Origin of the sequence: Pseudonocardia sp. EV170527-09, from assembly GCF_008369905.1 — a bacterium.
Lineage (GTDB): Bacteria > Actinomycetota > Actinomycetes > Mycobacteriales > Pseudonocardiaceae > Pseudonocardia.
Window position 1 is genome coordinate 1 of sequence record NZ_VRMC01000020.1, and the last position, 22,414, is coordinate 22,414.

Consider the following 22,414-nt stretch of genomic DNA (forward strand, 5'->3'; position numbering starts at 1 on the left):
GAGCTATTTACACCGCGTCCACCGCCGATGCCGCTGCAGCCGCGCTGGATGATCTCGATGACGAGTGGGGGCGAGCCTATCCGGCGATGATACGTTTGTGGCGTAACGCCTGGACCGAGTTCGTGCCGTTCCTCGACTACGACATCGAGGTCCGGAGGGTGATCTGTACGACGAACGCGATCGAATCGTTGAACGCCCGCTACCGGCGAGCGGTCCGAGCGCGAGGGCATTTCCCCAGCGAGCAGGCCGCGATGAAATGTCTGTACCTTGTCACCCGCAGCCTCGACCCGACCGGACGAGGCCACACCCGATGGATGATGCGCTGGAAGCCAGTCCTCAACGCCTTCGCCATCACTTTCGGTGACCGCTGGCCGGGCGCCGAGCACTACTGACAACATCGCCGGAACCACCGTTCTCGTTACAGACCCACGACCAGCTGACCGCGATCGCGCCGGTCGTCGCGCGGCCCGCCGGCACGATCGCGTTCGGGGTGAGCCGCACCGACCAGATGCGCGCCGTCGCCACCGCGCTGGGTGAGACCGCGCGCGGCGAGGAGCTGATCCGCACCGCCGACGCCGCGTTCTCCGACGCCGTCGCCGCGCACCCGGAGTTCCGCGGCAAGGTCGGCGCCACGGTGCTGCCCTTCGACGGCAAGTACGGCGCCTTCACCGCCGCCGACGCACGCGGGCAGTTCATGACCGGCCTCGGCTTCGTGCAGCCGCCGGCGATCGCCGAGCGCGACGACCGGAAGAGCTTCTATGTCGAGGTCTCCTCCGAGCAGTCCGGCCTGCTCGACGGCGACGTGCTGGTGATGCTGGCCGACGAGGGCGCCGCGAAGCAGCAGGTCGACTCCGACCCGGTCCTGCGCCAGGTCCCGGTCGTCGCCCGCGGCGACATGGTCGTGCCCGACGCCGACACCCGGGGCGCGATGACCTACAACAGCGTGCTCTCGGCCCCGTTCGCCCTGGAGCGGCTCGTCCCCCAGCTCGCCGAGAAGCTCCGCGACTGATCCGGGTTAGGGTCCCTGCGTGACTGTGATGGAGCGGTTCCGACTGGACGGCCGGGTCGCCGTCGTCACCGGTGCGTCGTCCGGCCTCGGTGTGGCCTTCGCGCAGGGTCTCGCCGAGGCCGGTGCGGACCTCGTCCTGGGCGCGCGACGGGTCGACAAGCTGGCCGACACGGTGGCGCTGGTCGAGGCGACGGGCAGGCGCGCGGTCGCCGTCGCCACCGACGTGGCGAAGCCCGAGGACTGCCGGGCGCTGGCGCAGGCCGCCGTCGACGAGTTCGGTCGGCTCGACGTGCTGGTGAACAACGCCGGGATCGGCACCGCCGTCCCGGCCCTGAAGGAGACACCCGACCAGTTCACCTCGGTCATCGACGTGAACCTCAACGGCTCCTACTGGATGGCCCAGGCCTGCGCGGCGCACATGTCGCCGGGGTCGAGCATCGTCAACATCTCCTCGATCCTGGGTCTGACCACGGCGTCGCTGCCACAGGCGGCCTACTCCGCGTCCAAGGCGGCGATCGTCGGCCTGACCCGCGACCTGGCCCAGCAGTGGACCGGGCGGCGCGGGATCCGGGTCAACGCGGTCGCGCCCGGCTTCTTCGCCTCGGAGATGACCGAGCAGTACCCGGACGGGTACCTGGAGCGGATGGCCGAGCGGATCCCGGTGGGCCGCAAGGGCGACCCGGAGGAGCTGACGGCGGCCGTGCTGTTCCTCGCCTCGGCGGCCGGTGGCTACGTCACCGGTCAGACCTGGGCCGTCGACGGCGGCATGACGATCACCTGACCCGACCCGACCGGCCGGGATCGGAGGTCCCGGGGGTGCCGCGCGGCACCCCCGGGACCTGCGCACTCAGTTGCGGGGCACGTCGTCGGACGTCGGGGTCAGGCCGGAGGCGGGCACCAGGTTCCAGCGCTCCAGCGCCGCCCGGACCTGCTCGGCGGCGTCGACGTTGAGCGGGCCCGAGGTCCACAGGGCGTAGGGCAGGTTCAGGAACCGGTTCTCCCGGACCGCGGGCAGGTCGCGGGTGTCGGGGCGGCTCTTGAGCACCGCGACCTTCTCGGCGAAGGTCTGTGGCGGGTAGTCGACGAACAGGAACGCGGCGGGCTGCGCCGTCGCGACCCGCTCCCAGGAGACCTGGGTCCAGGTGTCGTCGACATCGGACAGCGCGTTGCGCGCCCCGGCCGCTTCCATGATCGCCTGCGGGGCGCCGAAGCGGCCGCTGGAGTACGGCGACTCGGTGCCGCTGTCGAACAGGAACACCGTCGGCGGGGTCGCGGCCTTCGGTGCCCTCCCCAGCGCGGCGAGCCGGTTGTCGAGGTCGGCGACGACGCGGTCGGCGTCGGTGGTGTGCCCGGTGATCGTGCCGAGGTTGTGCAGGTCGTCGCGCAGCGCCGTCCAGGGGTCGACGATGCCGCGGGCGCGCTGCCCGTCGGTCTGGCGGCAGGACTCGGTCAGCACGTACGGGGCGATGCCCTGCTCGCGCAGCCGGGCCGGGGTGAGGTTCTTCTCCTCGCTGTAGCCGTAGTTCCAGCCGGCGACCATCACGTCGGGGTCACGGGCCAGGACCGTCTCCAGGGTCGGGTACTGCGGTGCCGCCTGGGCCAGGCCGTCGACGGCGGCGCCGTAGTGGCGGCGCAGCGTCTCGGCGTCGCGCTGCATGCTCGACACCGCGGTGACCCGGTCCTGGGCGCCGAGCGCCAGGACCATCGAGATCATGTTGCCGTCGTTGACGAACATGCGCTGCGCCGGGGACGGGAACGACGCCGGGGCCCCGCAGTTGGTCACGGTGACCGTGCCGGCGGGGGCATCGGCGGCGGGCGGTGCCGGGGCCGGGGCAGAGCAGGCGGCGAGGGTGACCACCCCCGCGGCGAGGACGGCGGACAGGCGCAGTGGACGGGTTCGCGGGCGGGCCGGCAGAAGGGTCGGTGGGCGGGTCGGTAGGCGGGTCACGGAGTCTCCCCGGGTAGGTCGAGCAGGAGGCGGGACCGCCCGGTCACTGGGTGCGTGACGCGGGCGGCGGCGACCCCGAAGACCCGTGAGACGGTGTCGGGGTCGAGGTCGGGCACGGCAGGGAGGGCCCGGCCGTCGTGCAGCACGACGAGGCGGTCGCACCAGCGGTCCGCGAGGTCGAGGTCGTGCAGGCTCACCACGACGGTCCGGCCGAGGGAGCGCACGAGCTCCAGCAGACCCAGCGCGTGCCGGACGTCGAGGTGGTTGGTGGGCTCGTCGAGCAGCAGGACACCGGCGTCCTGGGCGAGGCCGCGGGCGAGCAGCACCCGGCGCCGTTCGCCGCCGGAGAGCCGGTCGACCGGCCGGTCGGCGAGGCCGTCGAGGTGGACCGCGGCCAGCGCGGCGGTGACCGCAGCCCGCTCGGCCGCGTCGCCGCCGGACCACGGCGGCCGGTGCGGGACCAGGCCGAGCGCGACGACCTCCCCGACGCACAGGTCCGCGGGGAGGTCCTCCTCCTGGCCGACGAAGGCGATCCGCCGGGCCCGCTGCCGGGCCCGCAGCGCGGTCAGCGGGGTGCCGTCGAGCAGCACGCGGCCCGCGGCGGGTCTGCGGATCCCGGCGAGGGCGCGCAGCAGGGTGGACTTGCCGCTGCCGTTGGGCCCGACGACGCCGAGCACCTCGCCGGGCTCGACCGCGAGGTCGACCCCGGCCAGCACGGTGCGCCCGCCGAGCACGCAGGTGAGGGTCTCGGCACGCAGGCTCATGCCGTGCTCCCGGCGGTCCGGTAGCGGCGGCGCCCCATCAGGACCAGGAACACCGGGGCGCCGATCAGCCCGGTGACCACGCTCAGCGGCATCTCGGTGGGCCGCACCGCGATCCGGGCGGCGACGTCGACGACGACCAGGAACAGCGCCCCGGCCAGCGCGGACACCGGGACCAGCACCCGGTGCCGGGAGCCGACGAGCAGCCGGGCCAGGTGCGGCACGACCAGGCCGACGAAGCCCACCGCGCCCGAGACCGCGACCAGCACCCCGACCGCGATCGCGCAGACCGCGAACAGCGCCGCCCGGGCGGCGGTGACCGGCACACCGAGCGCCGCCGCGGTGTCGGGCCCGGCGTTCAGTGCGTCGAGCCAGCCGCTGGAGGCCAGGAACAGGACGAGCAGCAGCCCGACGGTCACCGCGGGCACCGCGACCCGGTCCCACTGTGCCCCGGACAGGCTCCCCAGCAGCCAGAACAGCACGGACTGGGCGGCGGCCGGGTCGCCGGCGCGGAACACGAGGAAGCTCGCCGTCGCCGAGAACGCCGAGCCGAGCACGGTGCCGGTGAGGATCAGCCGGATCGGGGTGATCCCGCCCTGCGCGACGGCGATTGCCCCGACCAGCGCCCCGGCCACGAGGGCGCCGAGCAGCGCCCCGGTGAACAGCGCCCAGGTGCCGAGCGCACCCAGCACCCCGGTGGTGATGACGGCCGTGGCTCCGACGCTCGCGCCGGAGGACACCCCGAGCAGGTAGGGGTCGGCGAGCGGGTTGCGCACCAGCGTCTGCACCCCGGTGCCGGCGAGCGCGAGGCCCGCACCGACGATCGCGGCGAGCAGCGAGCGGGGCATCCGCAGGTCCCAGACGATCGTCGAGACAGGGCCGGGGCGGTCCTGCAGCACCGCGTCGACGACCTTCGTGACCGGGAGGACCTCGGCGCCGAAGGCGAGCGAGCCCAGGAGTGCGACCGCCAGCAGCGTGGCCAGGGCCACCGTCACCGTCGCGGAGCGCACCGACCGTCGTTCCCACACCTGCACAGTTCATCATGTGGCGGCAGCTCGCTGGCTGCGGGGAAGATCACCGGGTGGGACGCAGGTGCACCCGTAACGCGGCGAGCCGCGGTCCGCCGGACCCGCCCGGGTGCACCTCGACGAGGCCGGTGGCCGGAACGGTGAGCCGGGCGTCGGGGAAGTCGTCGCGGAGCACCTCCAGCATCGTGCGCAGCTCCAGCCGGGCCAGGTGCGCACCGGCGCAGAAGTGCGGGCCGTGCCCGAACGTCAGCGGATGCCCGTGGGTCGGGCGGGCGTCGATCCCCCGGATGTCGACGAGCACCGGAGCCCCGGCGGGCAGCGCCCGTCCGGCGAGGTCGACGGTCCGAACGCGGCACCGGCCACGGCCGGGTCGGCGCTCCACATCGCGCGGCAGGCGGCGACGGCGTCGTCGAGGAGCCCCGCCGGGGCACCGACGACCTCGAGCACGACGGCCAGCGGGTACCGGATGGTGACGTCCTCGGTGAGGTCGACCTCGCCGGGGCCGAGGCCGTCGAGCAGGCCAGCGGCGAGGGACCGGATCCGTCCGGCGTACGGAGCGAGCGCGCGGGCCGACAGCAGCGGGGCGTGCGCGCGGCGCAGCCGGGCGTGCCCGGCACCGTCGGCGGTGGTGAGCGACAGCCGCTCGGAGGCCGGGGGTTCGAGGTCGGTGACGCCGGGCGGGGCGAGCGCGGGGTCCTCGGCGAACCGCGGGTCGGTGAGCACCCGGCGGGCGAGCGCCTCCTCGGTGACCACCCACACGGCGGGCCCGCCGGGGAGCGTCGTGGGCACGACCGGACCTCCGGCCGGCGCGGGGTCCGGTTCGGACAGCGAGCGGGTGCGGGCGGTGAACGGGCACGTCATGGCTCGAGCGTGCCCGCGGACGCGGACACCTGCGGTCCTCAGTCGAGCAACACCGTGCGCAGGTCGAGGCGGCGCAGCACCCGGTCGACGGCGTGCGGGTCGACACCGGGTTCGCGCCGCGCGGCCAGCACCTCGGTCCGGGCGGCGGCCAGCGCCGACGCCTGCGCCTCGGCGAACGCCCGGCGGGCCTTCTTCACCGCCGCGATCCGGGACCGTTCCTCCTCCGAGGGCGTCTCCCCCGACAGCACCCGCTCCAGCCGTTCCACGCGCTCCCGCATGGCAGTGCCGACCTCCTCGGGCAGGCCGCGGACCGTGCGTTCGAACTCCAGGGTGGCGACGGCGGCCCGGCGCGCCCGCAGCACGATCTCGCGTTCGGCCCGCTCCTCGGCGTCGGCCTCGTCGTCGATGTCGAGGGCGCGGACCAGCATGCCCAGGGTGAAGCCGGGCACGAGCAGCGTCACGAACAGCACCGACACCGCGATGAGGACGAGCTCGTCGCGGGCGGGGAACGGCGCCCCGGACGCGGTCTGCAGCGGCAGCGACAGCGCGAGGGCGAGCGTCGCGAGGCCCCGCATGCCGCACCAGGACAGGAGCACGGCCTCGCGTCCGGTGAGCGGGGCGGCGCCGGCCGCGGCGGCCCCGTCGGCGTCGCGGGCCAGCACCCGCCAGGCGACGACCATCCAGAGCACCCGCACCGCGACGACGACCACGCACACGACCGCCGCGTGCGCGAGCATCGTCGGCAGCTCGTCACCCGCGGCGAGCACGACCAGGCGCAGGTCGAGCCCGATCAGGCCGAACGCGAGCCCGGTCACCAGCAGCTCGACGACGTTCCACAGCGAGGACTGGGTGAGCCGCTCGGCCGCCTCGTCGGCGTCCGCCCCGGCGCGCAGCTGCAACGCCAGCACGACGACCGCGATGACCCCGGACGCGCCGAGCTCCTCGGCCGCCAGGTAGGTGGCGAAGGGCAGGACCAGGGTGAGCGCGCTGCGTCCGGTGGCGTCGGTGACCCGGCCGAGCACCCGTCGGGCCAGCCAGGCGACCCCGAGACCGATGAGCACCGCCCCGGCCGCGCCGAGGACGAACCGCAGCCCCAGTCCCAGCGGGCTCAGCTCGCCGCCGGAGACGGTGGCGAGCACCGCGGCCTGGAACACGACCAGCGCTGTCGCGTCGTTGAACAGCCCCTCGCTCTGCAGCACGGCCACCACCCGGCGCGGGATCGGGACCTGCCCGGCGACGGCCTCGACCGCCACCGGGTCCGGCGGGGCCACCATCGCGCCCAGGGCGATCGCCGCGGTCACCGCGATCCCCGGGACCAGCAGCCACACCGTGCCCGCCACGACCGTCGCGGTGACCAGCACCAGCGCGACGGCCAGCAGCGCAATGGACCGCCACCGGGCCCGGAACACCGCCCACGACGTGCGCTGCGCGGTGGCGAACAGCAGTGGCGGCAGGAACAGCGGCAGGATGAGCTCGGGGTGACCAGCACCGACCTGACCGACGGCACCGCGCTCGCCACCCCCCAGCTGTCCGGGATCTTCGGCGCGGGCGGCGAGGACGTCTCACCGCAGCTGTCCTGGTCCGGCGCGCCGGAGGGCACGCAGTCCTACGCCGTGACCTGCTACGACCCGGACGCCCCGACCGTCGCCGGGTTCTGGCACTGGGCGGTGTTCGACCTGCCGGCGTCGGTGACCTCGCTGCCGTCCGGCGCCGGTGACGACACCGGCTCCGGCCTCCCCGAGGGCGCGGTCCAGCTGCGCAACGACGCGAGCCTGGCCCGCTACCTGGGCGCCGCCCCGCCGCCCGGGCACGGCCCGCACCGGTACTTCTTCGTGGTGCACGCCGTCGACGTGCCCACGCTGGACGTGCCCGCCACCGCGACGCCCACGTTCCTCGCCTTCACCCTGTTCAGCCACACCGTCGGCCGTGCCGTCCTGGTCGGGACGCACGCGAACCTGAGCTGAGGCCCGCCGGCGTGGACGCGGACGCGGAGCTGGACCTGCTCTACCGGGTCCCGCCGGCGGACTTCGTCGCCGCGCGCGCCGCCGCCGTCGCCCGGGCCCGCGCCGAGACCGACACCGACGCCGCCCGGAGGATCGCCGCCGCCCGGCGGCCGACCCGGGCCGCGTGGCTGGCGAACCTGCTGGTCGACGACGCCCGCGACGAGGTCGAGGGGCTCCTGGCGCTCGCCCCGGTGCTCGCCGACGCCCAGCGCTCGCTCGACGGTGCGGCCCTGCGGCAGGTGTCCGCCCAGCGCACCCGGCTGGTCGGTGCGCTGGCCCGGCGGGCCGCGGCCCTCGGCCGCGCCGCGGGGGCCCGGGTGGACCCCGGCCTGGAACGCGACGTGCGGTGGATCCTGGAGTCGGCGCTGGCCGACCCGGAGCTGGCCGACCGCGTGCGGTCGGGACGGCTGGAGCGCTACGAGCGACACAGCGGCTTCGGCCCGCTCGCGGAGCCGGACTCCGGGCCACCGGCGCCGCGGACCTCGCCACCGCCCACCTCGCCACCGCCCACCTCGTCACCGCCCACCTCGACGGACCGCGACGCCGAGCCCGCACCCGGCACCGGGGCTCCCCCGGACACCGGCCCCACCCGGCCGGACGGCGACGGGGAGCTGTCCCGGCGCCGGCGCGAGGCCCGGCGCCGGGAGGCCGAGCGCAGGGCCGCCGAGGAGCAGGAGCGGCGCGCGGCGCAACGGCACGCACGGGCGGTCGCCGAGGCCGAGAAGGCCGTCGAGACCGCCCGGCTGGCCGCCCACGACGCCGACCGGCAACGCGAGGACACCCGCGACCGCGCCGCGCTGGCCTCGGGGCGCCGCGACGACGCGCACCGCCGCGTGGCGCTGCTGACCGCCGAGCTGACCCGAGCCCGGTCCGCCGCCGAGGACGCCGACCGCGCCCGGGACGAGGCCGAGCGCGCCGCCCGGGACGCGGCGGCCCGGGCCGACCGGGCCGGGGAGGACCTGGCCCGCGCCGAGGAGATCCTGGACGGGCTGCGGTCGGACTGAGGAGGACGCATCCCTCCCCGGCCGCCACCGGGCACGGCGGCGAGCGGTGCCGCGGCCCGGCCGCGGACCCGTGGCATCCTGGCCCGGATCCGACAACGAGGAGCTCCCGTGTCCGACGATCCCCGCCGTCACATCCGTGCCCCCCAGCAGATCAAGGACCACAACGACGACCTGCTCGCCCGGCGTGACCGCGGCGACCTTCCGTTCGAGCTGCCCGTCCTGACCGTCCCCGGCCGGCGCAGCGGCAGGCCGCGGCACACCCCGCTGACGGTCTACGCGACCGACGGGGAGCGGTTCGTCGTCGGCGGGTTCCCGGGCGCGGACTGGATCGTCAACGTCCGGGCCGCGGGCGGGCACGCCACGCTGAGCACCGGGCACGACGCCGAGCCGGAGCCCGTCGTGCTGGTGGAGGTGCCGCCCGAGCAGGCGCGTCCGGTGCTCGAGGCGTGGCCCGAGGTCACCCCGGACGGCGTCGCGATCATGATGGAGAACGGGCTCGTCACCGAGCCGACGCCCGAGGCACTCGGTGCGCTGACCGGCATCTGCCCGGTGTTCCGCATCGACCCGGCCTGAGCGTCCCATGGACGGTCGTAGGGACATCGGCATCGTCTTCCGGCCCGAGCTGCCCCCGAGGAGCTGCCGGGTGCCGCCCGCGACGTCGAGACCGCGGGGCTGGACCAGCTGTGGCTGTGGGAGGACTGCTTCCTGCACGGCGGGACCGCCACCGCCGCCGTCGCGCCGGCCCGCACCGAGGCCCTGACCGTCGGCGTCGGGCTGTTCCCGGTGCCGCTGCGGAACCCGGCGGTCGTCGCCATGGAGATCGCCTCGCTCGCCCGGCTGTTCCCCGGCCGGTACCTGCCGGTCCTCGGGCACGGCGTGCTCGACTGGATGGGCCAGGTCGGCAACCGGGTCGTGCGGTCCGGGCGGCGCCGCGGACGGCTTCCGGCGCATCGGCTACGTCACGCTGCCGGAGGATCCCGCACTCCCGGAGCGGCGGCGGGCGGTCGAGTCCATCCTCGCGACCCACGCCGCGGCCGGGCTGGACACCGTCGTCCTGGTCCCGCCGGCCGGCGCCCCGGACCCGCGCCCCCGGCTGGACGCCGCGTCGGCGGCCCGCAGGAGCCTCACGTCGGAGCGGTGAGCCCCGCCCGCAGCTCCCGTTTGCGGATCTTCCCCGTCGCGGTCCTGGGCAGCGGCTCGTCGGTCCACCGCACGTGCGCGGGCGCGGCGAACTCCCCCACCCTCGCGGCGACGGCGGCGCGGACGGCGTCGTCGTCGCGGGCCGCTCCGGGGCGGGCCCGGACCAGCGCGGCGACCTCCTCGCCCAGGCGCGGGTGCGGCACCCCGAGCACGGCCACCTCCAGCACCCCGTCGACGGTGTGGATCGCCGCCTCCACCTGCGCGGAGTACACGTTCTCCCCACCGCGCAGCACGACGTCCTTGCACCGGTCCACGACGTACACCCAGCCGTCGGTCACGTGCCCCAGGTCGCCGGTGCGGAAGCAGCCGTCGACGAACGCCTCGGCATCGGCGTCGGGCCGGTTCCAGTAGCCGCGGACCACGTTCGGGCCGCGGAACCACAGCTCGCCGACCTCGCCGTCGACCAGCGTCTCCCCGGACGGGCCCACGACCCGCAGCTCGGCCCCCGGCGCGGGCCGGCCGACCGAGTCGGGGCGGGCCCGGTACTCGGGCCCGGTGTTGGCACAGATCGCCGAGGTCGTCTCGGTCAGGCCGTAGCCGTTCGCCGCACCGGCGCCGAGGTCGCGTCCGATCCGGGCGACGAGCTCCGGCGGCACGGGTGCCCCGCCCATGCCGACCGTCCGCAGCGAGGCGAGGTCGGCGGGGTCGGCGCCGTCGAGCAGCTCCGCCGTCGTCGACGGGACACCGTTGGAGCGGGTCAGCCGCTCGGACCGGACGACCGCCCGCGCCGCGGCCGGGTCCCAGCGGTGCAGGGTCGCGAGCTTCGCCCCGCCGAGCACGGCGCCGACGAGGCCGTTGATCCCGGCGATGTGGAACATCGGGTACATCAGCAGCGTCCCCTGCTGCCCCGACGGCGGTTCCGTTCCGGCGTCGAGCGCGCTCGCCCGGGCGGTCAGCGCGACGTTGAGCAGGTTCGTCACGTGGTTGCGGTGGGTACCGACCGCGCCCTTCGGGCGGCCGGTGGTGCCGGAGGTGTAGAGGATCGTCGCGTCGTCGTCGGGGCCGGGCGCGCTGTGGCCGCCCGGGTCACCGGGACCGTCGGTGCGCAGCCCGAGGTCCTCCCACTCGACCACCGGGCCGGGCGCGGGCGCGCCGCCACCGCGGACCCGCACGACGGGCACCCCGAGGCCGCGAGCGCTGCCATCGGTGCCGCGCCCGCACAGGGCGGCACACCGCTCCGGATCGGCCACGACCACCCGGGCACCGGAGTCGGCCACCGCCCATGCCAGCTCGGGCGCGCTCCACCAGGCGTTCAGCGGTACGACGACCAGCCCCGCGACCTGCGCGGCGAAGAAGACCACCGGCCACTCCGGCAGGTTGCGCATCGCGATGGCGACCCGGTCACCGGGGCGCAGCCCGAACCGCCCGGTGAGCACGCCGGCCAGGTCGGCGACCAGGCTCCGGTGCTCGCCGTAGGTGCGCCGCTCGCCCTGGTACACGGTGAAGGTGCGCTCCGGCCAGGCCGCCGTGGCCGCCCACAGGTCGGTCAGGGTGTGCGGGCCACGCCGGTAGACCCGCATCGCGACGCCGCGCACCTCGGCGTCGACCAGCTCGAACTCCCCGCCGGGTGCGGTCAGCGCCGCGATCACCGGGCCGAGCCCCGTCGTCGCCGCTCCGGTGTCGTTCCTCGGGGTGTCTCCCATCGGCGCACCTCCTCGTGCCCGTCCGTCCTACCCCGGCGGCCGCTCCGACGGAAGCCGTGATCGTTCGCTCACGACAACGATCGTGTCCGGACTCACCACACCCCAGTACGTCCGTACCATTTAGGCTCGGGTCGTGATCCCACGGTGAGCTCCCGCCCGTCGCTGTCCGGATGGTGGCGCTGGCCGTTGCTCGCCGCCCTCACCGTGCTGGTGACCGCCGGGCTCGCCACGGTCGACGTGCCCTCCCCCGCCCTGTTCGCCGGGCTGCTGGTCGCGACCGTGCTCGCGCTGTCCGGGCTCGGCCCCACCCGGGTCGCCCGACCGGCGACGTCGGCCGCCCAGGCGGTCATCGGCGTCGTCATCGGCCTGCTCGCCCGACCGGACACCCTGGCGACGGTGGCCGCCGAGTGGCTGCCGGTACTGCTGATCAGCCTCGCGACGCTGCTGGTCAGCATGGGGTCCGGGCTGCTGATGGGACTGCAGCGCGGGGTCACCCCGCTCACCGGGATGCTCGCGCAGACCGCGGGCGGCGCGTCCGGTCTGGTCGCGATCAGCCGCGAGCTCGGCGGTGACGAGCGCACCGTCGCCGTCATCCAGTACCTGCGGGTCGGTCTGGTCACCGCGACGATGCCGGTGGTCGCCGCGTTCGTCTACGGCGCCTCCCCCGGTGCCCCGGCCGCCGCGGGCACGGGCCCCGGCGCGCCGTGGTGGGTCGGGCTCGCGGTGACCGCATTGTGCGTGGGCGTCGGCGTCCCGCTGGGGAAGGTCGCGCGGGTCCCCGCAGGGGCACTGCTCGGGCCGATGGTGGTGGCGCTGGTGATCAGCCTGGCCGGGTTCTCCTTCGACGCGTCGGTGCCCCTCCCGATCGTCGACGTCGCCTACGCCGTCATCGGCTGGCAGGCCGGGCTGCGCTTCACCCGGGCCGCGCTCGGCACCGTCGCGCGGGTGCTGCCGCTGGCGACCGTCCTGATCCTGGGCGTCGTCGCGCTGTGTGCCCTGCTGGGGCTGCTGCTGTCCTCCCTCACCGGCATGACCCCGCTGGAGGGATACCTCGCGACCACCCCGGGCGGGATCTACGCGGTGCTGGCGACGGCGATCTCGTCCGGGGTGGACGTCACCTCGGTGGTCGCGGTGCAGGTGCTGCGGGTGATCCTGATGCTGCTCGTCGCACCGTGGACCGCGCGGATGGTCGGGCGGCGGCTGGGCCAGGGCACCGGGGAGTGAGGCCCGATCAGCGGACCCGCGCGACCCGTCCCGGCGGCGGCGCCGGAACCGCACCGGGGTGCAGCAGGGCCGCGACCGCCTCCACCCCGTCGACCAGGCGCGGGCCGGCCCGCACGACGTAGGACGCCGAGTCGATCACGTGCACCGGGACCCCGGCGGGCAGCCACGGCAGCGCCGCCTGGGCCTGGGCGAGCGCGTCGTCGAGCCCGAACCCGCAGGGCGCGACCAGCACGGCGTCGCACGGGGGCAGGTCGGCCCGGTCGACCGCGGTGCTGCGCCCACCCGGTGCGGCGGCCACCGGGACCCGCCCGCAGCGGTGACCAGGTCGGGCACCCAGTGCCCCGGCAGGAACGGCGGGTCGGTCCACTCCAGCACCAGCACCCGCGGAGCCGGGCGGCCCTGCACCGCGGCGGCCACCGCGTCCAGGCGCGCCGACAGGCCCGCGACCAGCTCGCCGGCCCGGTCCGGCACCCCGGCCGCGGTGCCGACCGCGGTCACCACGTCGAGCACGTCGGCCAGCCGGTGCGGGTCCAGCGACAGCACCCGGGCCCGGGTACCCAGCTCGACCTGCACCTGCGCGACGGTCGAGCCGGGCAGCGCGCACACCGCGCACAGGTCCTGGGTGAGGATCAGCTCCGGGTCGGCGGCGGCGAGGCGGGCACGGTCCACCTCGTACAGCGGCAGCCCGGCCGCGGCCCGCTCGCGGACGACGGCGTCGATCTCCCCCGGCGACGCGGCGGGCGGCAGCGCGGTGTCCACGACCACCGGCACCCGGTCCCGCACCCCCGCCGGGTCGTCGCACTCGAAGGTGACGCCGACCAGGTCGGCGGCCAGGCCGAGCCGCCCGGCGATCTCGGTCCCGGCCGGGAGCAGCGACGCGATCCGCACACCGCGCAACGGTAGGCGGTGGCGTGCGCCGCGACGAGAGGGAAGGATCGCCGCATGACCGTGCACGAGCGCGCCGGGACCCCGGCCCGCCCCGAGGACCTCGTCGACGTCGACGCGCTGCTGGCCGCGTACACCTCGACCCACCCCGACCCGTCGGTCGACGTGCAGCGGGTCGCGTTCGGCACGTCCGGGCACCGCGGGTCGGCGTTCACCGCGACCTTCAACGACGACCACATAGCCGCCACCAGCCAGGCGATCGTCGAGTACCGGGCCGCCCAGGGCACCGACGGCCCGCTGTTCCTCGGCCGCGACAGCCACGCGCTGTCCGAGCCGGCCTGGCGCACCGCGGCCGAGGTGTTCGCGGCCAACGACGTCGACGTCGTCGTCGACTCCCGGGACGGGCTGACCCCGACCCCCGCGATCTCACACGCGATCCTGGTCACCAACGCCGGGCGCGACGGCCGGCACCTGGCCGACGGCGTCGTCGTCACGCCCTCGCACAACCCGCCCGCCGACGGCGGCTTCAAGTACAACCCACCCGACGGCGGCCCCGCGGGCACCGAGGCGACGACCTGGATCGCCGACCGGGCCAACCAGCTGCTGGAGAACGGCCTGAAGGAGGTGCGCCGCGCCGCCCGGTTCGACGCCGCGGCCGCGCACCGCTACGACTACCTCGGCACCTACGTCGACCAGCTCGACCAGGTCCTCGACATGGCCGCGGTCCGCGACGCCGGGGTCACCATCGGCGCCGACCCGCTCGGCGGCGCCTCGGTCGACTACTGGGGCGCGATCGCGCAACGCTGGGGCCTGGACCTCACCGTGGTCAACCCGGCCGTCGACCCGACGTTCGGGTTCATGACCCTGGACTGGGACGGGAAGATCCGGATGGACTGCAGCTCGCCGTGGGCGATGGCGTCGCTGCGGGCCCGGATGGAGTCCGATCCGGCTCCCTTCACCATCGCCACCGGCAACGACGCCGACGCCGACCGGCACGGCATCGTCACCGCCGACGGCGGCCTGATGAACCCGAACCACTACCTCGCCGTCGCCATCGGCTACCTGTTCGCCCACCGCCCCGGCTGGCCCGCGGCCGCCGGGATCGGCAAGACCGCGGTCAGCTCGTCGATGATCGACCGGGTCGCCGGTGACCTCGGCCGGACGCTCGTCGAGGTGCCCGTCGGGTTCAAGTGGTTCGTGCCCGGCCTGCGCTCTGGGGAGATCGGCTTCGGCGGCGAGGAGAGCGCGGGCGCGTCGTTCCTGCGCCGGGACGGCTCGCCGTGGAGCACCGACAAGGACGGCCTGCTGCTCGCCCTGCTCGCCTCGGAGATCACCGCGGTCACCGGGTCGACCCCCAGCGAGCACTACGCCCGGCTGACCGAGCGGTTCGGCGCTCCCGCCTACGCGCGCACCGACGTCGCCTGCTCGCGGGAGGACAAGGCGGCGTTGTCGAAGCTGGACGCCGACGCCATCACCGCCACCGAGCTCGCCGGGGACGCGATCACCGCGAAGCTCACCCGTGCCCCGGGCAACGACGCCGCGATCGGCGGGCTGAAGGTCCTCACCGGCACCGGGTGGTTCGCCGCCCGCCCCTCGGGCACCGAGGACGTCTACAAGGTCTACGCCGAGAGCTTCCGCGGGCCGGAGCACCTCGCACGCATCCAGGACGAGGCGCGCGGCGTGGTCTCGGCGGCCCTGGCAGGATCGGGCGCGTGAGCAGCAAGCACGCACTCGGGTTCGGCATCGACATCGGCGGCTCCGGCATCAAGGGCGCCCCGGTGGACCTGCACAAGGGCCGGCTGGCCGCGGAACGGGTGCGGATCCCGACGCCGCAGCCGTCGACACCGGAGGCGGTCGCGGAGACCGTCACGCAGATCCTCGACGAGTTCGACTGGCGTCACTCCTTCGGCTGCACGTTCCCGGCGGTCGTCACGCACGGGGTGACCCGCACCGCGGCCAACGTCGACCCGGCCTGGGTCGACTGCGACGCGGCCGCGGTGCTGCGCCGGGTCACCGGCCGGAACGCGGTGCTGGTCAACGACGCCGACGCCGCGGGCGTCGCCGAGGCCGAGTTCGGTGCGGCTGCCGACCACCACCACGGGCTGGTGCTCGTCGTGACCCTCGGGACCGGCATCGGGTCGGCGCTGGTCAACCACGGGAAGCTGGTGCCCAACACCGAGCTCGGGCACCTGGAGCTCGACGGGTTCGACGCCGAGTCGCGCGCCGCCGACTCCGCCCGCGAGCGCGAGGACCTGGACTGGGAGCAGTGGGGCGGGCGGCTCCAGCGCTACTTCACCCACGTCGAGAACCTGCTGTGGCCGGACCTGATCGTCGTCGGCGGCGGGGTCAGCAAGAAGTTCGAGAAGTGGTCGCCCTACGTGCGGACCCGCACGAAGCTCGTCCCGGCCGGGCTGCTCAACGAGGCCGGGATCATCGGGGCAGCGCTGCTGGCGCACGGCTGACCCTCGTCCGGTGCCGGATTCCGTCGTGCAGTGGTTTGCGGTGCTCACGATCCTGCGAGCACACTGCAGTGACTGCACGACTGCACTCCCCGCTCGGGTCGAGGGTGCGAGCCGCGCGCCGGGACCAGCGGGAGAGGCGGGACGGGCATGATCGGCGAGATGCTGACCGACCAGGAGGCACGCTGCCACGGGCTGCGGGAGCGCAAGAAGGTGCGGACCCGCCAGGCGCTGCGCGCCGCGGCACTGGAACGCGCCCGCACCCAGGGCCCGGACGCGTTCACCGTGGAGGAGATCTGCGCCGACGTCGACGTCGCGCCGCGCACGTTCTTCAACCACTTCCCGTCGAAGGACGCGGTGCTGTTCGACTGGGACGCCGCCTCCCTCGCCGAGCTCGCCACCGAGGTCCGCGCCCGGCCCGAGTCGTCCCCGCTCGGGGCCGCGACGGCGGTGCTCGCCGAGGTCGCCGAGGCGCTGACGACCAGCCCGACCTGGCACGGACAGATGGAGCTGCTGCGCACCCACCCCGAGCTGCGCCCACGGATCGCCCACGTCGGACGGACCGTGGAGCAGACCGTCGCCGTCGCACTCGCCGAGCGCGAGGGCACCGACACCCCCACGACGGCCCACCGGCTCGCCGCGGCCGCCGCGATGGCGGTCATGCAGGTCGCCGTCGCCGGCTGGCTGGCCGACCCGGAGGGCCCGGCGGCCCGCCAGGTCTACGGCGACGTGCTGGCGGCCGCCCGGGAGTCCTTCGCGGCGCTGCCGGACTGAACGCGCCCCGCACTCAGGCCACCGGCGGTCCGTAGGTCAGTCGGACCACGCCGTTCTCGTAGGCCTCCGACTCGCGCAGCCGCAACGGCACCCGGACGCCCTCGGCGAACAGCCGCAGCCCGGTCCCGAGCGACACCGGGTAGACGAACAGGTTGAGCGTGTCGACCAGGCCGTCGGTGAGCAGCGCACGGACCAGGGTGACGCTGCCGGAGACGTAGACGCCGCCGTCGGTCGCGTCCTTGAGCCGCTGGATCCGCGCCGGGTCGTACGGGCCGAGCACCCGGGAGTTCTCCCACTCCAGCGGGTCGGCCAGGGTCGAGGTGACGACGTGCTTGGGCGCGCCGTTGAAGAACGCCCCGCCGGACTCGACGTCGTGGCCGCGGGCCGACCAGGCCGGGTGGAACATCTCGTAGGTGGTGCGGCCGAGCAGGATCGCCGCGTCGGTCAGCCGGCCGATCGCCTCCCCCATCGCGTCGGGGAAGCCGTACTCGGCCGTCCACGACGGGTCGGACACGACCCCGTCGAGGCTGATGAACTCGTGCACGTCGATGGTGCCCACCGTGGTCTCCCGGGGTCCGGTACGGAGGTGACGGAGGTGGGACCGCGGCCCGGCCCCGAGCTCATCGGCTCGGCTCAGGCCAGGTCCGCGACGGTGGACGCCGCGCCGCGCGACCACAGCGACTCCAGCGCGCGGCGGAACGCGCCCGCGAACCGCTCGTCGGAGCCGAGGCCGCCGAACACCCCGCGATGGGACAGGAACGACCCCGGGGTGTCCCGTTCGGCGCGCGCCAGCGCGGTCATCTCCTCGGCGAGACGGTCCTGCTGGGGGATCTCGCGGCCCTGCTCGTCGGTGCCCTCGGCGTAGCGGCACCACCCGGCGACGACGGCCGCCGCCCGCGCGACCGGCCCGCCCGCGGCCAGCTGCTCGCGCACCACCGGCAACAGGAAGATCGAGATCCGGTCGGAGCTGCCGTAGTTGATCCGCATCAGCGTGTCGGCGACACCCGGGTTCGCGAAGCGTTCCAGCAGGGTGTCCTTGTAGGCGTCGAGGTCGATGCCGGGCACCGGGCGCAGCGTCGGGGTGGCCTCCTCGTCCATGTAGGACCGCAGGAACGCCGCGAACGTCGGGTCCTGCGCGACCTCGTGCACGTAGCGGTGCCCGGCGAGGTAGCCGAGGTAGCCGAGCGCCTGGTGGGTGGCGTTGAGCAGGCGCAGCTTCATGAACTCGTAGGGGACGACGTCGTCGACGAGCTGGACCCCGACCCGCTCGAACTCCGGGCGGCCCGCGGCGAAGTGGTCCTCGAGCACCCACTGGGTGAACGGCTCGCACACGACCGGCCAGCCGTCGCGCAGCCCGAAGCGCTCGGCGAGTGCCTCGCGGTCGGTGTCGGCGGTGGCCGGGGTGATCCGGTCGACCATCGAGTTCGGGAACGTGACCGACTCCGCGACCCAGGCGCCCAGCTCGGCGTCGCGGAGCTGGGCGACACCGGTGAACACGCGGCGGGCGACGTCGCCGTTGCCCTGCATGTTGTCGCAGCTCATGATCGTGAGCGGGCCGGTGCCGCGTTCCCGGCGACGCGCCAGCGCCTCGACGACCAGCCCGAACGCCCCGGTCGGGGCGGAGCCGGCGGCCATCGCGTCCAGGTCGGCGCGGATGCCGGGGAAGTCCGGGTCGAACTCGCCGGTCTTCTGGTCGATCGCGTAGCCGCCCTCGGTGATCGTCAGCGAGACGATCCGGGTGTCGGGGTGGGCGATCCGCTCGATGACGGCCTCGGGGTCGTCGGGGGCGTAGAGGTAGTCGACCAGCGACCCGACCACCCGGGGCGTCAGCGTCCCGTCGGCCTCCTTCAGCACGAGCGTGTACAGCCCGTCCTGGGCGGCCAGCACGTCACGCATCCGGTCGTCGGCGGCGAGCACGCCGACCCCGCAGATCCCCCACTCCGACGCCCCGCCGGAGGCGAGCAACGCGTCGACGTACATCGCGAGGTGCGCGCGGTGGAACCCACCGACGCCGATGTGGACGATCCCGCGCCCCACGGCGTCCCGGTCGTAGCCGGGGACCTCCACGCCCTCGATCCCGTCGGCCCAGATCCCGGTCTCGTCCAGCGAACGCATGGTCCCCCTTGCCACGTCCCCCGCGCCCCACGGCGCCGTCGGGTGAGACGCCGACCCTACCGCTCGCACCGTCGCACGCAAGCGCTTCCGCGAGAAGCCCCGTGAACTGGTCCTGCAACCGGTAACGCCCACGAAACAACGTCGTACGCTGCGACGATCAGAGATCAGTGCTTGCGCATATCGCAAGTCAGGGCCTACGGTCGCCCGGTGACCGACCCCCGTGCCACCCGGACCGCCGAGGACGCGGTGGCCGGACGGGTGCGCGCCCTGCTGGAGCGCGACGGCTGGACCCAGCGCCGGTTCGCGGCCGCGATCGGGCTGGAGGAGACCAAGCTGTCGAAGTCCCTGGCCGGGCGTCGCCGCTTCGCCGCCGACGAACTCGTCCGCATCGCCGAGGTCACCGGCGAGACCGTGGCCCGGCTGCTGCACGGCCGCGACGGCGCCCGCGCCAGGACCGCGGTCCCCACCGGGGCCGCCGCCGCCGCGGCCGAGCCCGACACCGGACGCGAGCCCGGCGGGGCCCACGGCACCCGTGGCCGGATCCTCGACGCGGCCTGGGAGCTGATCGCCGACCACGGCTACCACCGGGTCCGCACCGCCGACGTCGCGCGGGCGGCGGGGACCAGCCCGGCGGCGATCCACTACCACTTCCCCACCCGCTCGGAGCTGCTCGACTCCGCGCTGCGACACAACGTGCGCCTCGCCTTCGACCGCCAGGTCGCCGAGCTCGACACGATCGCCCACCCGCACGAGCGGCTGCTGCGGCTGATCGACCTGCAGCTCCCCGACGGCGCCCTGCTGCGCCGCGAGTGGTCGATCTGGATCCAGGTGTGGGCGGAGTCGGCGATCGACCCGGCCCGGCGCGCGCTGTACTGGGACGCCTACGACCGCTGGTACCGCAGCATCGCCATGACGATCGCCGAGGGTGCCGCGGCCGGGGTGTTCGTGTCCGGCCGCACCGAGGCCCTGGCCGACCAGCTCACCGCGCTGATCGACGGGCTCGGCATCCAGGTGCTGGCGATGACCCCGCGGGCCGGGACCGACCGGATGCGCGCGCTGCTGCACGACTTCATCGACCGGGCCGTGCTCGCGGCGCCGGCAGGCACGGAACGAACGGAGAACGGATGAACCGTGACGTCATCATCACCTGCGCGGTGACCGGGGCAGGCGACACGGTGGGCCGCAGCCCGCACGTGCCCGTCACCCCGGCCGCGATCGCCGCGGACGCGATCGCCGCGGCCCGGGCGGGGGCCGCCGTGGTGCACATCCACGTGCGCGACCCGGAGACCGGGAGCCCGTCGCGGGCGGTCGAGCTCTACCGCGAGACCGTGACCCGCATCCGGGACTCGGGCGTCGACGTCGTGCTGAACCTGACCGCCGGCATGGGCGGTGACCTGGTGCTCGACGCCGAGGACCCGCTCAAGCCGGTCGACGGCACGGACCTCGTCAACGCCCTGGAACGGCTCCCGCACGTCGAGGAGCTGCTGCCCGACATCTGCACGCTGGACTGCGGCTCGCTGAACTTCGGGGAGGGCAACCAGCTCTACGTCTCCACCCCGGACATGCTGCGCACCGGGGCCAAGCGGGTACAGGAGCTCGGGGTGAAGCCCGAGCTGGAGATCTTCGACACCGGGCAGCTGTGGTTCGCCACCGTCCTGGTCGAGGAGGGGCTGATCGACGCCCCGTCGCTGTTCCAGCTGTGCATGGGCATCCCCTACGGCGCCCCGGCCGACCCGGGTGTGCTGGCGGCGGAGGTGAACCTGCTGCCCGAGGGCGCCAACTTCGCGTCCTTCGCGATCGGGCGCGACCAGCTGCCGTGGGTGGCGCAGTCGGTGCTGGCCGGCGGGCACGCCCGCGTCGGGCTGGAGGACAACCTCTACCTCTCCCGCGGGGTGAAGGCGACCAACGAGCAGCTGACCGAGCGCGCGGTGGAGATCGTGCAGAACCTCGGCGCGAGCGTCGCGACGCCGGACCGCGCCCGCGCGATCCTCGGCCTGAAGGAGCGCACCGGTGTCTGAGCCCGTGACCGAGCCCGTGTCCGACCTCCGTCCCGTCACCGCGATCCGGACCGTCGCCTGCATCGGCGCCGGGGTGATCGGCGCGGGCTGGGCGGCGTACTTCCTGGCCCGCGGACTGCGGGTCCGGGCCTGGGACCCCGCCCCGGACGCCGAGGAGACACTGCGTCGCGTGGTCGACGCCGCCTGGCCGGCGCTCACCGAGCTGGGACTGGCCGAGGGCGCCGACCGGGCCGCGCTGACGATGTTCCCGACCGCGGCCGAGGCCGTCGCGGGCGCGGACTTCGTGCAGGAGAGCGCCCCGGAGGACCTGACGCTCAAGCGTGACCTGCTGGCCGAGCTGGCCGACGCCGCCGTGGCGGCCGGTCCGGACGTGGTGGTGGCGTCGTCGACCTCGGGGTTCCCGATGACCGACATGGCGACCACCGCGGCGCACCCGGACCGGCTCGTCGTCGGGCACCCGTTCAACCCGCCCTACCTGATCCCGCTGGTCGAGGTCGTCGGCGGGGAGCGGACCGCGGCCTGGGCGGCGTCGCGGGCCGCGGACTTCTACCGGCACATCGGCAAGTCGGTGATCGAGATGGAACGGGAGCTGCCCGGCTTCATCGCGAACCGCCTGCAGGAGGCGATCTGGCGCGAGGCGCTGCACATGGTCGCCGCGGGCGAGGCCACTCCCGAGGAGATCGACCGCTCGATCACCGACGGCCCGGGGCTGCGCTGGCCGGTGCACGGGCCCTGCCTGACCTTCCACCTGGCCGGCGGCCGGGGCGGGATGGCGCACATGCTGGACCACTTCGGACCGTCGCTGAAGGCGCCGTGGACGCGCCTGGAGGCCCCGGAGCTCACCCGGGAGCTGCGCGACGACATGGTCGCCGGTGCCGAAGTCTCCGCGGGTGGGCGGCCGATGGCCGAGCTGGTGGCCGAGCGCGACCGGGCGGTGATCGCGGTCCGCCGGGCCGTGGCCGCGGCCCGGCAGACCACGGTGCAGACCACTGGGGAGACCGCCCGGTGAGCGCGCTGCCGGCGCACCGTGACGTCGTCCGCCCCGAGTGGATCGACTACAACGGCCACCTGTCCGAGCCCTACTACGTGCTGGTGTTCGGCGACGCCACGACAGCGCTGATGGAGCACACCGGGATGGACGCCGGCTACCGGGACACGACCGGCTGCTCGCTCTACACCGTCGAGGCGCACGTGCGGTACCTGCGCGAGATCGGTGCGGACGCGGAGCTGGAGGTCACGACCCGGGTGCTCGGCCGCGACGCGAAACGGCTGCGGCTGTGGCACGAGCTGCGCACCGCGGGCCGGCTCTGTGCCACCGAGGAGCTGATGTGTCTGCACGTCGGCCCGGGCGGCACCGCGCCGTTCCCGGACGGCGTCGCCGCCGACCTCGACGCGCTGGTCACCGGCGACCCCGTACCCGAGCACGCCGGACGTGCGGTGCAGGAGGTGACCCGGCCCCCGACCTGACCCGCGACCGCGGCC

At 75.0% G+C, this 22,414-nt stretch carries 25 protein-coding genes and 1 pseudogene; 15 read left to right on the forward strand and 11 right to left on the reverse strand.

Annotation, left to right across the window (positions count from 1 at the left end; all coding sequences use genetic code 11):
* From FVA95_RS08370 to FVA95_RS08380, 3 genes are all read left to right on the forward strand, one after another.
* Positions 1-392 (forward strand): transposase (locus tag FVA95_RS08370; RefSeq protein ID WP_193564271.1); only part of this gene is annotated, 392 nt, incomplete at its 5' end.
* Positions 393-436: 44 nt separating this feature from the next.
* Positions 437-1,009, forward strand: coding sequence for an ABC transporter substrate-binding protein (locus FVA95_RS08375; protein WP_255474623.1), 573 nt, complete (start codon positions 437-439; stop codon positions 1,007-1,009).
* A gap of 19 nt (positions 1,010-1,028) precedes the next feature.
* The gene (locus tag FVA95_RS08380) at positions 1,029-1,790 is read left to right on the forward strand and encodes an SDR family NAD(P)-dependent oxidoreductase (RefSeq protein ID WP_149663692.1); all 762 of its coding nucleotides are present in this window, start codon (positions 1,029-1,031) and stop codon (positions 1,788-1,790) included.
* Between the two features lie 66 nt (positions 1,791-1,856).
* Here the strand turns inward: FVA95_RS08380 and FVA95_RS08385 are convergent, their stop codons facing one another.
* The 6 genes from FVA95_RS08385 to FVA95_RS08405 all read right to left on the reverse strand — a co-directional run bounded on the left by FVA95_RS08385 (position 1,857) and on the right by FVA95_RS08405 (position 7,133).
* Positions 1,857-2,957: an ABC transporter substrate-binding protein gene (locus tag FVA95_RS08385; RefSeq protein WP_240051348.1), complete on the reverse strand. Its 1,101-nt coding sequence runs from the start codon at positions 2,955-2,957 to the stop codon at positions 1,857-1,859.
* The gene (locus tag FVA95_RS08390; RefSeq protein ID WP_149663693.1) at positions 2,954-3,721 is read right to left on the reverse strand and encodes an ABC transporter ATP-binding protein; all 768 of its coding nucleotides are present in this window, start codon (positions 3,719-3,721) and stop codon (positions 2,954-2,956) included. Before FVA95_RS08390 ends, FVA95_RS08385 begins: the two co-directional genes overlap by 4 nt.
* Entirely contained in the window at positions 3,718-4,728 is a 1,011-nt protein-coding gene (locus FVA95_RS08395) for an iron ABC transporter permease (protein WP_149663694.1), read from the reverse strand. Before FVA95_RS08395 ends, FVA95_RS08390 begins: the two co-directional genes overlap by 4 nt.
* A 64-nt stretch (positions 4,729-4,792) precedes the next feature.
* The gene (locus FVA95_RS31955; protein WP_205015799.1) at positions 4,793-5,047 is read right to left on the reverse strand and encodes a hypothetical protein; all 255 of its coding nucleotides are present in this window, start codon (positions 5,045-5,047) and stop codon (positions 4,793-4,795) included.
* A complete protein-coding gene (locus FVA95_RS08400) occupies positions 4,993-5,607 on the reverse strand; it encodes a cytochrome P450 (protein ID WP_205015800.1) in 615 nt (204 codons plus the stop codon). Before FVA95_RS08400 ends, FVA95_RS31955 begins: the two co-directional genes overlap by 55 nt.
* A gap of 38 nt (positions 5,608-5,645) precedes the next feature.
* Positions 5,646-7,133: a Na+/H+ antiporter gene (locus FVA95_RS08405; RefSeq protein WP_149663695.1), complete on the reverse strand. Its 1,488-nt coding sequence runs from the start codon at positions 7,131-7,133 to the stop codon at positions 5,646-5,648.
* Here FVA95_RS08405 and FVA95_RS08410 point away from each other — a divergent pair.
* The 4 genes and pseudogenes from FVA95_RS08410 to FVA95_RS33845 all read left to right on the forward strand — a co-directional run.
* On the forward strand, positions 7,086-7,571 hold the full coding sequence (locus FVA95_RS08410) for a YbhB/YbcL family Raf kinase inhibitor-like protein (protein WP_240051349.1): 486 nt from the start codon (positions 7,086-7,088) through the stop codon (positions 7,569-7,571). The genes FVA95_RS08405 and FVA95_RS08410 overlap by 48 nt on opposite strands.
* 11 nt (positions 7,572-7,582) lie before the next feature.
* The gene (locus FVA95_RS08415; protein ID WP_149663696.1) at positions 7,583-8,614 is read left to right on the forward strand and encodes a hypothetical protein; all 1,032 of its coding nucleotides are present in this window, start codon (positions 7,583-7,585) and stop codon (positions 8,612-8,614) included.
* 108 nt (positions 8,615-8,722) lie between these two features.
* Positions 8,723-9,187, forward strand: coding sequence for a nitroreductase/quinone reductase family protein (locus FVA95_RS08420; protein WP_205015801.1), 465 nt, complete (start codon positions 8,723-8,725; stop codon positions 9,185-9,187).
* Positions 9,188-9,295: 108 nt separating this feature from the next.
* Positions 9,296-9,433, forward strand: a pseudogene (locus tag FVA95_RS33845) (LLM class flavin-dependent oxidoreductase); the annotation flags it as partial.
* A 305-nt stretch (positions 9,434-9,738) separates the two neighbouring features.
* Here FVA95_RS33845 and FVA95_RS08430 read toward each other — a convergent pair.
* Positions 9,739-11,457 carry a class I adenylate-forming enzyme family protein gene (locus FVA95_RS08430; protein ID WP_149663697.1) on the reverse strand — a complete coding sequence of 573 codons (1,719 nt, stop codon included), beginning with the start codon at positions 11,455-11,457 and terminating at the stop codon, positions 9,739-9,741.
* Positions 11,458-11,601: 144 nt separating this feature from the next.
* On the opposite strand from FVA95_RS08430, the gene FVA95_RS08435 reads away from it, so the two are divergent.
* Positions 11,602-12,681: an AbrB family transcriptional regulator gene (locus FVA95_RS08435; RefSeq protein WP_240051350.1), complete on the forward strand. Its 1,080-nt coding sequence runs from the start codon at positions 11,602-11,604 to the stop codon at positions 12,679-12,681.
* 7 nt (positions 12,682-12,688) lie between these two features.
* Here the strand turns inward: FVA95_RS08435 and FVA95_RS32740 are convergent, their stop codons facing one another.
* A complete protein-coding gene (locus FVA95_RS32740; RefSeq protein ID WP_240051351.1) occupies positions 12,689-12,826 on the reverse strand; it encodes a hypothetical protein in 138 nt (45 codons plus the stop codon).
* The gene (locus FVA95_RS08440) at positions 12,817-13,569 is read right to left on the reverse strand and encodes a hypothetical protein (RefSeq protein WP_240051352.1); all 753 of its coding nucleotides are present in this window, start codon (positions 13,567-13,569) and stop codon (positions 12,817-12,819) included. The genes FVA95_RS32740 and FVA95_RS08440 overlap by 10 nt, the downstream gene beginning before the upstream one ends.
* A 54-nt stretch (positions 13,570-13,623) precedes the next feature.
* On the opposite strand from FVA95_RS08440, the gene pgm reads away from it, so the two are divergent.
* From pgm to FVA95_RS08455, 3 genes are all read left to right on the forward strand, one after another.
* Entirely contained in the window at positions 13,624-15,282 is a 1,659-nt protein-coding gene (gene pgm, locus FVA95_RS08445) for a phosphoglucomutase (alpha-D-glucose-1,6-bisphosphate-dependent) (protein WP_149663698.1), read from the forward strand.
* The gene (gene ppgK / locus FVA95_RS08450; protein WP_149663699.1) at positions 15,279-16,028 is read left to right on the forward strand and encodes a polyphosphate--glucose phosphotransferase; all 750 of its coding nucleotides are present in this window, start codon (positions 15,279-15,281) and stop codon (positions 16,026-16,028) included. The genes pgm and ppgK overlap by 4 nt, the downstream gene beginning before the upstream one ends.
* 159 nt (positions 16,029-16,187) lie before the next feature.
* On the forward strand, positions 16,188-16,799 hold the full coding sequence (locus FVA95_RS08455) for a TetR/AcrR family transcriptional regulator (protein ID WP_161992235.1): 612 nt from the start codon (positions 16,188-16,190) through the stop codon (positions 16,797-16,799).
* A gap of 13 nt (positions 16,800-16,812) precedes the next feature.
* On the opposite strand, the gene FVA95_RS08460 is transcribed toward FVA95_RS08455, so the two are convergent.
* The gene (locus FVA95_RS08460; RefSeq protein WP_149663701.1) at positions 16,813-17,358 is read right to left on the reverse strand and encodes a dihydrofolate reductase family protein; all 546 of its coding nucleotides are present in this window, start codon (positions 17,356-17,358) and stop codon (positions 16,813-16,815) included.
* Positions 17,359-17,432: 74 nt separating this feature from the next.
* Positions 17,433-18,914, reverse strand: coding sequence for a mannitol dehydrogenase family protein (locus FVA95_RS08465; protein WP_149663702.1), 1,482 nt, complete (start codon positions 18,912-18,914; stop codon positions 17,433-17,435).
* 207 nt (positions 18,915-19,121) lie between these two features.
* On the opposite strand from FVA95_RS08465, the gene FVA95_RS08470 reads away from it, so the two are divergent.
* The 4 genes from FVA95_RS08470 to FVA95_RS08485 are packed head-to-tail and all read left to right on the forward strand — an operon-like array spanning position 19,122 to position 22,399.
* On the forward strand, positions 19,122-20,042 hold the full coding sequence (locus tag FVA95_RS08470) for a TetR/AcrR family transcriptional regulator (protein ID WP_240051353.1): 921 nt from the start codon (positions 19,122-19,124) through the stop codon (positions 20,040-20,042).
* Entirely contained in the window at positions 20,039-20,932 is an 894-nt protein-coding gene (locus FVA95_RS08475) for a 3-keto-5-aminohexanoate cleavage protein (protein WP_149663703.1), read from the forward strand. Before FVA95_RS08470 ends, FVA95_RS08475 begins: the two co-directional genes overlap by 4 nt.
* Positions 20,925-21,941: a 3-hydroxyacyl-CoA dehydrogenase NAD-binding domain-containing protein gene (locus FVA95_RS08480; RefSeq protein WP_240051354.1), complete on the forward strand. Its 1,017-nt coding sequence runs from the start codon at positions 20,925-20,927 to the stop codon at positions 21,939-21,941. Before FVA95_RS08475 ends, FVA95_RS08480 begins: the two co-directional genes overlap by 8 nt.
* Complete coding sequence (locus FVA95_RS08485) at positions 21,938-22,399, forward strand: thioesterase family protein (RefSeq protein ID WP_020622745.1); 462 nt, start codon at positions 21,938-21,940, stop codon at positions 22,397-22,399. The genes FVA95_RS08480 and FVA95_RS08485 overlap by 4 nt, the downstream gene beginning before the upstream one ends.
* Positions 22,400-22,414 lie beyond the last annotated feature (15 nt).

Excerpts from the sequence above, each read along its gene's own strand:
- FVA95_RS08390 (WP_149663693.1), bottom strand. The coding sequence starts at position 3,721 with ATGAGCCTGCGTGCCGAGACCCTCACCTGCGTGCTCGGCGGGCGCACC.
- FVA95_RS08400 (WP_205015800.1), bottom strand. The coding sequence starts at position 5,607 with ATGACGTGCCCGTTCACCGCCCGCACCCGCTCGCTGTCCGAACCGGAC.
- FVA95_RS08430 (WP_149663697.1), bottom strand. The coding sequence starts at position 11,457 with ATGGGAGACACCCCGAGGAACGACACCGGAGCGGCGACGACGGGGCTC.
- pgm (WP_149663698.1), top strand. The coding sequence starts at position 13,624 with ATGACCGTGCACGAGCGCGCCGGGACCCCGGCCCGCCCCGAGGACCTC.
- FVA95_RS08455 (WP_161992235.1), top strand. The coding sequence starts at position 16,188 with ATGCTGACCGACCAGGAGGCACGCTGCCACGGGCTGCGGGAGCGCAAG.
- FVA95_RS08465 (WP_149663702.1), bottom strand. The coding sequence starts at position 18,914 with ATGCGTTCGCTGGACGAGACCGGGATCTGGGCCGACGGGATCGAGGGC.
- FVA95_RS08475 (WP_149663703.1), top strand. The coding sequence starts at position 20,039 with ATGAACCGTGACGTCATCATCACCTGCGCGGTGACCGGGGCAGGCGAC.